Origin of the sequence: uncultured Granulicatella sp., assembly GCF_963515615.1 — a bacterium.
Lineage (GTDB): Bacteria > Bacillota > Bacilli > Lactobacillales > Aerococcaceae > Granulicatella.
In genome coordinates, this window is sequence record NZ_CAUPZT010000048.1 from 1 (window position 1) to 11,397 (window position 11,397).

15 protein-coding genes are annotated in these 11,397 nt (G+C 33.0%); 12 read left to right on the plus strand and 3 right to left on the minus strand.

Translation table 11 applies throughout. The features are described 5' to 3' along the window. The 5 genes from RYL55_RS07230 to yghU all read left to right on the plus strand — a co-directional run. The coding region (locus RYL55_RS07230; RefSeq protein ID WP_315008270.1) for a PTS glucose transporter subunit IIA at positions 1–210 on the plus strand (210 nt) is incomplete at its 5' end. Positions 211–261: 51 nt separating this feature from the next. After that, the gene (locus RYL55_RS07235; RefSeq protein ID WP_315008271.1) at positions 262–1,077 is read left to right on the plus strand and encodes an endonuclease/exonuclease/phosphatase family protein; all 816 of its coding nucleotides are present in this window, start codon (positions 262–264) and stop codon (positions 1,075–1,077) included. A gap of 178 nt (positions 1,078–1,255) precedes the next feature. Then, entirely contained in the window at positions 1,256–1,891 is a 636-nt protein-coding gene (locus RYL55_RS07240; RefSeq protein ID WP_315008272.1) for a hypothetical protein, read from the plus strand. A 74-nt stretch (positions 1,892–1,965) separates the two neighbouring features. Further along, positions 1,966–2,496, plus strand: coding sequence for a DUF4865 family protein (locus RYL55_RS07245; RefSeq protein WP_315008273.1), 531 nt, complete (start codon positions 1,966–1,968; stop codon positions 2,494–2,496). Positions 2,497–2,508: 12 nt separating this feature from the next. After that, complete coding sequence (yghU, locus tag RYL55_RS07250; protein ID WP_315008274.1) at positions 2,509–3,297, plus strand: glutathione-dependent disulfide-bond oxidoreductase; 789 nt, start codon at positions 2,509–2,511, stop codon at positions 3,295–3,297. Positions 3,298–3,467: 170 nt separating this feature from the next. Here the strand turns inward: yghU and RYL55_RS07255 are convergent, their stop codons facing one another. The 3 genes from RYL55_RS07255 to RYL55_RS07265 form a co-directional block, all read right to left on the minus strand. Beyond that, positions 3,468–3,665 (minus strand): CsbD family protein, encoded by a 198-nt coding sequence (locus RYL55_RS07255; RefSeq protein ID WP_006702927.1) that lies wholly within the window; start codon positions 3,663–3,665, stop codon positions 3,468–3,470. A gap of 142 nt (positions 3,666–3,807) precedes the next feature. Further along, entirely contained in the window at positions 3,808–4,437 is a 630-nt protein-coding gene (locus RYL55_RS07260) for a DUF421 domain-containing protein (RefSeq protein ID WP_399539152.1), read from the minus strand. Continuing rightward, positions 4,437–4,889, minus strand: a complete 453-nt coding sequence (locus RYL55_RS07265; protein WP_314110689.1) for a DUF3290 family protein — start codon at positions 4,887–4,889, stop codon at positions 4,437–4,439. Before RYL55_RS07265 ends, RYL55_RS07260 begins: the two co-directional genes overlap by 1 nt. Before the next feature lie 172 nt (positions 4,890–5,061). On the opposite strand from RYL55_RS07265, the gene RYL55_RS07270 reads away from it, so the two are divergent. From RYL55_RS07270 to RYL55_RS07300, 7 genes are all read left to right on the plus strand, one after another. Next, the gene (locus RYL55_RS07270) at positions 5,062–5,262 is read left to right on the plus strand and encodes a hypothetical protein (protein WP_314110690.1); all 201 of its coding nucleotides are present in this window, start codon (positions 5,062–5,064) and stop codon (positions 5,260–5,262) included. Between the two features lie 477 nt (positions 5,263–5,739). Then, positions 5,740–6,093 carry a PH domain-containing protein gene (locus tag RYL55_RS07275; RefSeq protein ID WP_315008275.1) on the plus strand — a complete coding sequence of 118 codons (354 nt, stop codon included), beginning with the start codon at positions 5,740–5,742 and terminating at the stop codon, positions 6,091–6,093. 182 nt (positions 6,094–6,275) lie between these two features. Then, positions 6,276–7,634: an FAD-dependent oxidoreductase gene (locus tag RYL55_RS07280; protein ID WP_315008276.1), complete on the plus strand. Its 1,359-nt coding sequence runs from the start codon at positions 6,276–6,278 to the stop codon at positions 7,632–7,634. A 380-nt stretch (positions 7,635–8,014) separates the two neighbouring features. Continuing rightward, positions 8,015–9,244 (plus strand): FtsW/RodA/SpoVE family cell cycle protein, encoded by a 1,230-nt coding sequence (locus RYL55_RS07285; protein WP_315008280.1) that lies wholly within the window; start codon positions 8,015–8,017, stop codon positions 9,242–9,244. Between the two features lie 13 nt (positions 9,245–9,257). Beyond that, positions 9,258–9,623, plus strand: coding sequence for an arsenate reductase family protein (locus tag RYL55_RS07290; RefSeq protein WP_315008277.1), 366 nt, complete (start codon positions 9,258–9,260; stop codon positions 9,621–9,623). Next, positions 9,616–9,993, plus strand: coding sequence for a glycine cleavage system protein H (locus RYL55_RS07295; RefSeq protein ID WP_315008278.1), 378 nt, complete (start codon positions 9,616–9,618; stop codon positions 9,991–9,993). Before RYL55_RS07290 ends, RYL55_RS07295 begins: the two co-directional genes overlap by 8 nt. A gap of 1 nt (position 9,994) precedes the next feature. Then, entirely contained in the window at positions 9,995–11,242 is a 1,248-nt protein-coding gene (locus tag RYL55_RS07300; protein WP_315008279.1) for a peptidoglycan bridge formation glycyltransferase FemA/FemB family protein, read from the plus strand. Positions 11,243–11,397: the final 155 nt, after the last annotated feature.

An 11,397-nucleotide genomic window follows, 5' to 3' on the forward strand; every position in this document is an offset into this window, starting at 1 on the left:
GGAAAACCATTTACAGTTCATGTTGCTGAAGGACAAAAAGTTGCAGCAGGTGATTTACTTGTCACAGCTGACTTGGATGCTATTCGTGAAGCAGGACGTGAAACTTCAACAATCGTTGTCTTCACAAATGGTGATGCGATTAAATCAGTTAATTTAGAACAAACAGGTTCTCATGCATCTAAAACAGTAGTTGCTAAAGTAGAATTATAATAGTCTTGAGGTTGGAATCTATTTTCCAACCTCTTGTTTTAGGAGAAAAATATGAAATTTTTAACACTAAATACTCATAGCTGGATGGAGAAAGAAGCAGAAGAAAAATTCAATCTTTTACTTCAAGATATTCTTGATAAGAATTATGATTTGATTTGTTTTCAAGAAGTCAATCAGGAAATTACTTCACCAGAGGTAAAAGTTGATGACTTCTACAAAGCTTTGCCATCAGCAGAACCAATTCATCAAGATCACTACGTTAGACTTTTGGTGGAAAAATTAGCTGAAAGTGGCAGAAAATATTACTGGACTTGGTCTTATAATCATATTGGTTATGATCGCTACCATGAAGGTGTAGCTATTTTATCTAAAACACCAATCGAAGCCAGAGAAGTTTTGGTTTCAGACGTAGATGATCCAACAGACTATCATACTCGTCGAGTTGCCTTAGCTGAAACGGTAGTAGATGGTAAGGAACTTGCAGTTGCTAGTGTGCACCTTTCTTGGTGGGATAAAGGTTTCCAAGAAGAATGGGCAAGATTTGAAACGGTATTGAAAACATTGAACAAGCCTCTTTTGTTGGCTGGAGATTTTAACAATCCAGCTGGACAGGAAGGTTATCAAGCTATTTTAGCTAGTCCATTAGGCTTACAAGATGCATTTGAAGTTGCTAAAGAGAAAAGTGGTAGCTATACCGTTCCACCAGAAATTGATGGATGGAAGGGAAATACAGAACCACTCCGTATTGACTATGTTTTTACCACTAAAGAGTTAGAGGTAGAAAACCTACATGTCGTTTTTGACGGGAATCATAGTCCTCAAGTGAGTGACCACTTTGGATTAAACGCTCAGTTAAATTGGAAATAAAAGTCGGAAAAAGGTTAGGAAAAGTATCCTAACCTTTTTTAAATGCCTGGATATTGATATGCGAACTTTATTAGGATTAATAGAGGATAGAGTGGGATATGTTGTAAGTATTTATAATGGTTTACTAGAAACTTATTATCCGGTAAAATAACGTTATTCTATAAAGTGAGGTATAAAGATGTTAAAGAATTTTTTACAATTAACACGTAAACAAAAAATTATTACTATTGTAGTTTATACAGTGATCGCAGCCATTACAATGTATCTTGGGTATAAACAAAGTCAAGCCCCTGTTGTAACTACTAATTCTCTTACAGGATTCCAAAGTGCTCAATTACCTTCAGCACCTGATAATTCTATTTTAGGGTGGTTAAATTTCCACAAAATTGGATTAGTTTTTGCACCAGTGAGTGTATTGATTCTTGATTACTTTAAAATCCATTTAATTCGAAAAGGATTTATTCTGAAAACATTACTCAGTGCAGGTTTAATTTTATTATTTGCCTTTTTATTACAAGTAGCTTTAGTCATTGTCTTTACAGTTGTGGTATTGGCGATTGCTTTAACTTTTGTCTTTAATGAATTTGGTCCAAGTTCTGGAAGTTATGGCGGTGGTGGAGGTTATTCCGCTCCATCAGGTAATAACGATGATGCAGCAAGAGCTGAACAAGCTAGACTAGCAAGTGAACAAGATGCGGAACGTAGAAGACAACAAGATATTGATCGTTATGAAAAAGCAGCTTATGAATATCAAAGCCGTGGCTTAAATCGTGCTGCAGATGAAATGAACCAAAGAGCGAATAATTTGAAATAAGCATAAATTGAGACTTTTTGATGTGGGAATAAGTATACTACAGATAAAAGTCTTTTTTAGAAAGGAAAATTAATATGATATCAATGCAATATAAAATAAAATTACCAGATTCGTTTGACATGAACATCATTAGAGAACGAGTTCGAGAAAATGGACATAAAATGGACGGTTTTAAAGATTTACTCTTTAAAGCGTATCTTATCTCTGTAGAAAATAGTAAAAATGACATCAAAAAAGAATATGCTCCATTATATTTATGGAAAGATTCAGTAGGAATGAATCAATTTATATGGGATGGATTTTATGATAATATTCTGAAGTCATTTGGATGGCAAACTATTTCTACAGCAATTCCATTAGCATTTGAGAAAAAGGAAAACTTTAATAGCAGTCGTTATTGTTTAGAAATAATAAGAGAAATCTCAGAATCAACTCAAATGGAACGATTAAGTTTTTCAAGTACCTTTGACCATAGTACGAGTCAATTATTAGTTTATAATCCAGAAAAATGGCAATGTAAAGAATATTATTTCTTTGAAGAACTTCCAGAACAAATGGAAGGTACGAATATTTATGAAATTTTACATTTATCATTAGATAAATAAAGGAGAATCAATATGGTAAATTATGAATTACCACGTGTGTGGAATGCAGCAGAAATCAATCAAGGAAAATTTTCAGGAATTAATCGTCCAACTGCAGGAGCACGATTTGAACAAGAATTACCAAAAGGAGAGAAACCATTCCAATTATATTCTCTAGGAACTCCGAATGGGATTAAAGTGACGATTTTATTAGAAGAATTATTAGCATTAGGAATCAAAGAAGCAGACTATGACTTATATAAAATCTCTATTATGGATGGAGAACAGTTCGGAACTGGCTTTGTAGAAGTGAATCCAAACTCAAAAATTCCTGCATTATTAGATCAATCTAGTGCAAACGATATTAGAATCTTTGAATCAGCGAATATCTTATTATACCTTGCTGAGAAATTTGAACAGTTTCTTCCAAAAGAAATTGAAAAACGTACAGAAGTCTTAAATTGGCTATTTTGGCAAGCAGGATCGGCACCATTTGTCGGTGGAGGATTTGGACATTTTTTTAATTATGCTCCTGAAAAAATTGAATATGCCATCAATCGTTTTACAATGGAAACAAAACGTCAATTAGATTTACTAGATAAAGAATTAGCAACGAGACCTTATATTGCTGGAGATGAGTATACAATTGCAGATATTGCGATTTGGTCTTGGTATGGACAATTAATATTAGATAAACTATACCAAAATTCAGCAGAGTTTTTAGATGCATCTAGCTACACACATTTAGTGGAATGGGCAAAACGAATCGAGAATAGACCTGCTGTTCAAAAAGGACTAGACGTAGAATATAAGAGTTTATAGTTCGTAGTTTAAGAGAAAAAATTAGAAAAGGAATTAGGCGATATATAGTTGCATAATTCCTTTTTTTGTATTAATGATATTTATTTCTTATTTTAATGATTTAAAGTAAAACTAAAAAACACGCTCAGTATTCAATTGAGCGTGTTTTGATTTATACGATTTAATCGTTATTAATCTTTTTTAAAGATGTTTTTAACACCTTCAATAGCGCCTTCAACAGCTTCTTTAGCGTCTTCAGCAACTTCTTTTACTTTAGAAACTACTTGTTCAGTAGCTCCTTCAGATTCAAGTTTTTTGTCGCCAGTTAATTTACCAAAACCTTCTTTGATAGAACCAGCAACTTGGTTTAATTTTTCTTCTGCTGACATAAGATTACCTCCATTTATTAGTTTATATCTAATTCAAAGAAGAGTAATCATCATTAAACTAGATAGTAGCTAAAGTATATCTATTCTAATTTTCATAAGCAAATTAAATGCTCAGAAAATTTACTGAGTATTCATCAAAATATTAATACGTTACAACATTAATTTGACCTTTGTCATATTCAGCAATGAAGATATCAGCTACATTATCATAGCCTTCTTTTTGTAATTCTTCCATTAACCATTCTTCAGACTTACCGATCGTGTCTAAAATTTCTGTTTGAACTACACCGTCCGTAATAATTGGATATTTAGGATTTTCATCCCCAAATCTAACGATAATGAATTGACCATTTTGTTCAATCACAGCTCGTTTAACATCTTTTAATTGGAATACACCTTGAGAACGTAATTTAAGTGCCACATCTGCAGCAGATAAACCTTTTGAACGACAAGCTTCTGGATCTAACTTTCCATTTTTGATAATTATCACAGGTTTACCATCAATTAAATGTTTAATCATTGAAACATTCGTATTCAACCATTTCAATAGTAAAATTAAAATAGTCCAAATAATTAAAATAACAACATACTGAAGAATTGAAATCGAACTATTGTAAATAATCCCACCAAGAATTCCCCCGAGAACAAAGTTTTGTACTTGGTCTACTGCAGAACTTGGTGCTAAATTTCCTTTACCAGTTACATTAATAACAAATACTAAAGAAATAAGACCTAATGCCAACTTAATCGCAATTGTAATAAAAAAGCTCATTATTTTTTAACCTCCACAAGTTCAACATCTGATTTATATAATTCCATTTTTTCTAATAAATAACTATCCTTGTTAGAGCCATTTAAAGCACGATAGAATTGATCGCCAACCTTAATAATTGCACCATCAGTTGTAGCAGAAGTGTTGACATAAATCTTTTCTTTATCCACCGCTAATTCTTTTGAAACAATTTCAATAAAATGTAAAGAATTACGGAATTGATTGTTCGTAGATTGATTGCTTTGAAAATTAGAAATACTAATTAAAACAACCGCTACTAAAGCTAAAATTGAAATAATGGATAATTCACGAAATTTACTACCACGTTTATCTTGATAAGCTTTAAAAGCAAAAAATGCAGTGACAAAAATCAATACTGTAGAAATAATAACCATTACCCAATCTTGCTGACTGATTTGACTTAATACATATTCATATGAATAAAATTTCATAAAGAACCTCCTTTTTTGAATTTAATTTATTATAAGACATTTATAATATATTGACAATGGATGGGGATTGGGAGAAGGTGTGATGAGGAATGAGGTGTGAAGAAAAAATGAGAATTCTAAAAGGTTTAATGCTATACTATGAGTACGGAATGATAAGAGGGGGAGAAGGAAAATGGAATTTTTAGAAACAAAACAAATGCTTGAAGAAATGATGCAAAAAGATTACAAAACGTTCGTAACAGCATTAATCAGTATCGAAAAAGACATCACTAATCAAGAAGCACTCGACATGATGTATCAAAAATATATGAACACAGATGAGATGCAATTATTGAATGATGAATTTGATGAAATCATAGAGTTTGTTTTGTGAAAAAATTATGATTTAATACTAAAATTTTAGGTTATAATGACGATATACCATAATTTTTGGAAATTTAATGTAGAGCATTAAAAAATTTTTTGTAAATAGTATTAATTTGTTGATAAATCCAGATTAATATGAGAAGGAGTAGGGATATGGTTAGTGTTATAAAAAAATAGATTGATAAAATTAAAAAAAAATCAGAAAAAAGAAGACAGTTTTACTGAAGAAGAAGTATTTAATTTTCTTGTATGTACACTTTTTATTGTTATAAAACTTTAGATTATGAAATAGAGGATATTTTTTAGAAATAAAAATGTATACTCAAAGTATTTTAGAAAAATATATTTTAGAGTTAAAAAAACGTGATAACTTTGATAGATTAATTGATTTCTGTGGAGATTTATTTAGAAGATAGCTTTATGGGAAATGCGCTAGTGACATCTATTGTAGAAAGAATTGCTTTAGGAATGGAGAACTAAAAGGATGACTAATTTAAGTTGGATATTTTATCAAGAAATTCCAGTGACGTATGATGTTCAGGAATTATTAATTAATGGTGAAGTTGCAGAACGAGCATTTAGAACCGTTCGTGATGTGGCGATTTTTACCAATAAGCGATTAATTGTGAAGGATGTTCAGGGATTAACGGGAAGTAAGGTGGAGATTTATTCTTTACCCTATAGTTCTGTTCATATGTGGTCTACTGAAAATGCGGGGATGTTAGATTTCACTTCAGAAGTAGAATTGTGGACAAGAGCGGGGAATATTAAGATTCAACTGAAGAGAGATATTAATATCCGAAGTTTTGAACGCTTACTCGCTGAATATATTTTGTAACATAATTTACCGTAATAAAAAAAGAGCATATAAAATGAAATAGTTTAAAGTAAAGATTTAAAATAAAAAAATTATTAAAAAATCAAGCAAAACGTTTGCATTTAATTGAAAAATTGTATACGATATCACTTGTAGATGAGAATCATTCTTATTTATTATGAAATATTAGGAGGCTAACATAAATGAAAGTTGTAGTAGTTGGATGTACTCATGCGGGTACTGCTGCAGTAAAAACAATTTTAAATGATAACCCAGGCGCACAAGTCGTAGTATATGAAAGAAATGACAATGTATCATTCTTATCATGCGGTATTGCGTTATACGTAGGAGGAGTTGTTAAAGACCCTCAAGGCTTATTCTATTCTAGTCCAGAAGAATTAGCTTCATTAGGAGCAGAAGTTCATATGGAACACGATGTAACAAGCATCGATACAGCTGGTAAATCTTTAACAGTTAAAGATTTAAAATCAGGAGAAGAAAAAACAGAAACTTTTGATAAATTAGTTTTAACAACTGGTTCTTGGCCAATTCTTCCTCCAATTCCAGGACGTGAATTAGAAAACGTTCAATTATGTAAAAACTATAACCAAGCTAAAGAAATCTTTGCTAAGAAAAACGACAAGAAAAAAATCGTTGTTGTTGGTGGGGGATACATTGGTATCGAATTAGTAGAAGCATTTGCTTTAGAAGGTAAAGAAGTAACATTAGTTGACGGATTAGACCGTATCTTAAACAAATACTTAGACCCAGAATTCACTGATATCTTAGAAGAAGACTTACGTGAACGTGGTGTACAAGTTCGCTTAAACGAAATGGTTAAATCATTCGAAGGCGAAAACGGAGTTGTTAAGAAAGTTGTAACTTCAGGTGGCGAATACGAAGCTGACATGGTTATCTTATGTGTAGGTTTCCGTCCAAACAACGACTTAGTAAAAGACCAATTAGAAACAATGCCTAACGGTGCTATCATCGTTAACGATTACATGGAAACATCTGCTAAAGATGTATTCGCAGCTGGAGATAGCTGTGCTGTTAACTACAACCCTAACGATGGACATGCATACATTCCATTAGCAACAAACGCTGTACGTATGGGTGCTTTAGTTGGTAAAAACATTAACGGACACAAAGTTAAATACCGTGGAACACAATCTACATCAGGATTACACTTATTCGGATGGAATATTGGTTCAACAGGTGTAAACGTAGGTAGCGCACCTCACTTTGGTTTAGATGTACGTTCTGTATACGTGGTAGATAACCACCGTCCAGAATTCATGCCAACATACGAAAAAATCTACATGAAATTAGTTTACGAAGTAGGTACAAACCGTATCGTAGGTGGACAAGTGATGTCTAAATACGACTGTACAGCTTCTGCAAACACATTGTCATTAGCAATCCAAAACAAAATGACAATCGAAGACTTAGCATACGTAGACTTCTTCTTCCAACCAGTATTTGACCGTCCATGGAACTACTTAAACATCTTAGGACAAGCTGCTGTAGAACAAGAACGTGTATTAGCTGAAGGCAAATAATTACATTAAATAATGAAACAAAAACGACAAGTATCCCAACGACACTTGTCGTTTTTTGCGTTTCTAACCCCTGACAAATCGGTTATTCGGAAATACCCCTACATCAACGAGAGTGAATAGAAACAGAAAAAATTTTCATAGTAGCATTATTAGGAAAAATTGAGACCAAGGCTCAATTTTTAGCAATGAGATTTGCGTTAGCAAAGCTGCTTGCGTCCGGCTACAATGAAAATTATTTTATGTTTCTATTCACGTCCATTTTCTAAAAAAGAATAAAGGCAACGATTGAATTAGCATTTCTATTCGTTTCTATGTTACAATAAGAAGGCAGATTATTAGATACAATAACAGAAGAGGAGAAAAAAATGAGAAGAAAAATCATGTATGACGAACAAGATGCAAGAATAGATTACGGAATCATTCTCCCCGTCTTATTACTAGCACTCATCAGCATAGCAACACTACTATCAACCACCTACCTCCAAGTAGCAAACGGCTCACTCAGAACAGTCTTCATGCAATTTGTATGGTACGTCTTCGGAACAATTGCCATAGTTATCATAATGCAATTTGACTCAGAACAACTATGGAAACTAACAAACCTGACTTACATTATAGGACTCCTACTCCTAGTAGCCGTCTTATTCTTTTACGACAGAGGAACCGCAGCCGCAACCGGTGCGAAAAGTTGGTTCAGAATCGCCAGCTTCTCCTTCCAACCATCGGAAATCGTAAAAATATTTTACATCCTGATGTTGGCAAAAGTAGCGACCGACCATAACCGACTAACGAAGTACCGTACAAGAAGCACAGACTGGTATCTATTTGCGAAATTAATCGCTGTTTCATTACCAGCCTTACTACTCGTTATCCTACAAAACGACTTAGGAACAACATTAGTATTCTTAATGATTCTAGGCGGCGTCATGATTATGTCAGGAATTAGTTGGAAAATCTTATTACCATTAATTTTAACAGCCGTTCTAATCGGTTCATTATTAATTTACTTAGTAGTGTACAACCGACAATTATTATTAAATATCGGATTCAAAAATTATCAATTCGGACGTATTGATTCATGGTTAGATCCATATCGTGACCAAGGTGGAGCCGGATTCCAATTATTCCAAAGCTTGAAAGCAATTGGTTCAGGGAAAATGTTCGGTAAAGGATATGGACACTCAGAAGTTTACGTTCCCGTTCGTGAATCAGACTTAATTTTTGCGACAATCGGTGAAAACTTCGGATTCTTAGGTGGAACATTCTTAATTACCGTGTATTTCATTTTAATTTATCAAATGATTCGTGTATGTTTTGATACAAAAAATGAGTTTTATTCTTATATTGCAACGGGAGTTATTATGATGATTTTATTCCACGTTGTAGAAAATATCGGAATGACAATTGGACTTTTACCATTAACGGGGATTCCTTTACCATTCATTTCTCAAGGAGGATCTTCTCTATTAGGAAATATGATGGGAATTGGATTAATGATGTCAATGAGATACCACTTCAAGAGTAATATTTTTGGAGAAGATGAGGATCCATTTACCCAAGAATCAAGACAACAACAATTATCAGAAGAATTTATAAAAGCAAGAGCATAGGGAGAGAAAGAACATGATTATTTATAGCCATCCAAAATGTACAACTTGTAAAAAAGCCTTAAAATGGTTAGAAGAAAACAATATTTCATTTGAAGTAAAAGATATTCGTGAAGAGCATCCAACCTCAGAAGAATTAAAAGTCTTATTTGAAAGAAGTGCATTACCACTCACAAAAGTGTTTAATACAAGTGGAGAATTATATCGTAAATTGGGATTAAAAGATGTCATTAAAACAATGGAAACTTCTAAAGTGATGGAATTATTAGCTAGTGATGGAATGATGATCAAACGTCCATTATTAGTATCAGAAGAAGCCGTGTTTTTCGGGTTTAAAGAAGAACAATATGAACAATTATTGAAAGGCGGACTAAATGATTAAATATAGTGAAAATGGTTTATGGATTAAACAAGAAGAAAACCGTTATACCGTAGGTATTTCTCCAAAAGGTCAAGATGATATTGGAGATGTTAGTTTTGTAGAATTATTTGTCCAAGAATCATTAACAACAGAAGATTCATTTATGAGTGTTGAAGCAGCAAAAGCTGTTACAGAATTTGTCAGTCCATTATCAGGAAAAGTAGTCGCTTGGCATACAGAATTAGAAGATAATCCAGAAATGTTAAACCAAGTCGATACAGCTGTGAACTGGATTTATACATTAGAAGAAGTGGATGAAGCAGCATTTGCGAACTTATTAGACAAAGATTTACCAATCGTTTGTGAGAAGAAAGAAGGGTGTGGAAACTAACATGCAAGTACAATTAATTACAGCAGAAGTTTTTGAACAACATCAAGAAAGTTTTAAGAGTGCTAACTTTTTACAAACAAGACAGATGGCAGAAGTGCATCAAAAACGCAGTGTATTTGAAGAAGTGTTCTTTATTTCTTGGACTGAAGGTGACGAATGGATTGCTCAAGGTTTAGTAGGAATCCGTAGACGTTTTAGATTTTTCAAAGAAGCTGTTATGATTCAAGGTCCATTATTTGAAGAGGATAAAATTGTCCAACTTCCTCAAATGTTAGAAAGTTTAGAAGAATTCTTGAAAAAACAAGGCATTGCCAGAGTAGAAATGAATCCATATATGATGAATAAAGTGATTAATGAATCATTAGAAGTCTTAGAAGAGTGTCGTTATCCAGAATTATTAGCGAATTTTGAAAAATCTGGATATGACCGTTTCTTAGATTTAGATGGTCGAGCAGTCATGGGGCAATTGTTCAGAAAAGATCTATCAGAATTTGAAAATAGCGAAGCCATTTATAAAGATTATTCGAATTCATTAAAACGTGACTTACGTAAAGCAGTAGAATCGCATATTACGATTCGTGAATTAGAATTAGATGATTTAGAAATTTTCTATTCGATTTTAAGTGAAACTTCTATTCGAAAAGGATTCCGTGTACAAGATTTTAGTTATTTCCAACAAATGAAAGAAGCCTTCCAAGATAAAGTGAAATATATGGTTGCCTTCTTAGATGTAAATGCCTACAAAGCTTATTACGATGAAAGAATTGAATTCTTTACGAATCGTGTAGAAGAGTTGGAAAAAGAATTAGCAGTCCGTGAAGCAGAAGGAAAACATGTAAAGAAAACACGTGGATTGATTACGGATGCTAAGGATCAATTAGCTAGTTATCAAAAACGAAAAACAACATTTGAAGCATTAGATATTCATAATCCAATGTTAGCTTTATCAGGATACTTATTTATGTGTTATGGGGATGAAGTTATTTCAGTATTTGGTGGTTCTCATGAGGAATACTTAAACTTCGGAGGTTCAAGCTTATTGAACTGGGAAATGATGAAATATGCGAAAGACAATGGGTTTAAGTATTATAATTTCTATGGAACGATTGAAACGAATCAAGCGAACCAAAATGAAGGAAACTTTAACTTCAAACGTCAATTTGGAGGAAGACTCGTACAACCAGTCGGAAACTTTACAAAAACACTCAGTCCAGTATTAGGATTTATTGCGAAATTTAAAAAAATATAGGAATCGACAGAAATAGACTTTTCTGAGAAGTAGCAAAAAGGACGCCAGCAGCCCTTGCGGTCTCATGGCTAAAATTCGAGCCAAGGTCTCGAATTTCCGGTGAGGCTGGGCAAAAAGTCTCAAAAATAGAAGAAAGCACTATAAAATTCTGAAAC

Bases quoted from the DNA above. Each gene is read 5' to 3' on its own strand.
- RYL55_RS07275 (WP_315008275.1), top strand. From the start codon at position 5,740: ATGACTAATTTAAGTTGGATATTTTATCAAGAAATTCCAGTGACGTAT.
- RYL55_RS07290 (WP_315008277.1), top strand. From the start codon at position 9,258: ATGATTATTTATAGCCATCCAAAATGTACAACTTGTAAAAAAGCCTTA.
- RYL55_RS07245 (WP_315008273.1), top strand. From the start codon at position 1,966: ATGATATCAATGCAATATAAAATAAAATTACCAGATTCGTTTGACATG.
- RYL55_RS07235 (WP_315008271.1), top strand. From the start codon at position 262: ATGAAATTTTTAACACTAAATACTCATAGCTGGATGGAGAAAGAAGCA.
- RYL55_RS07265 (WP_314110689.1), bottom strand. From the start codon at position 4,889: ATGAAATTTTATTCATATGAATATGTATTAAGTCAAATCAGTCAGCAA.
- RYL55_RS07295 (WP_315008278.1), top strand. From the start codon at position 9,616: ATGATTAAATATAGTGAAAATGGTTTATGGATTAAACAAGAAGAAAAC.
- yghU (WP_315008274.1), top strand. From the start codon at position 2,509: ATGGTAAATTATGAATTACCACGTGTGTGGAATGCAGCAGAAATCAAT.
- RYL55_RS07280 (WP_315008276.1), top strand. From the start codon at position 6,276: ATGAAAGTTGTAGTAGTTGGATGTACTCATGCGGGTACTGCTGCAGTA.
- RYL55_RS07285 (WP_315008280.1), top strand. From the start codon at position 8,015: ATGTATGACGAACAAGATGCAAGAATAGATTACGGAATCATTCTCCCC.
- RYL55_RS07240 (WP_315008272.1), top strand. From the start codon at position 1,256: ATGTTAAAGAATTTTTTACAATTAACACGTAAACAAAAAATTATTACT.
- RYL55_RS07300 (WP_315008279.1), top strand. From the start codon at position 9,995: ATGCAAGTACAATTAATTACAGCAGAAGTTTTTGAACAACATCAAGAA.
- RYL55_RS07255 (WP_006702927.1), bottom strand. From the start codon at position 3,665: ATGTCAGCAGAAGAAAAATTAAACCAAGTTGCTGGTTCTATCAAAGAA.
- RYL55_RS07260 (WP_399539152.1), bottom strand. From the start codon at position 4,437: ATGAGCTTTTTTATTACAATTGCGATTAAGTTGGCATTAGGTCTTATT.
- RYL55_RS07270 (WP_314110690.1), top strand. From the start codon at position 5,062: ATGGAATTTTTAGAAACAAAACAAATGCTTGAAGAAATGATGCAAAAA.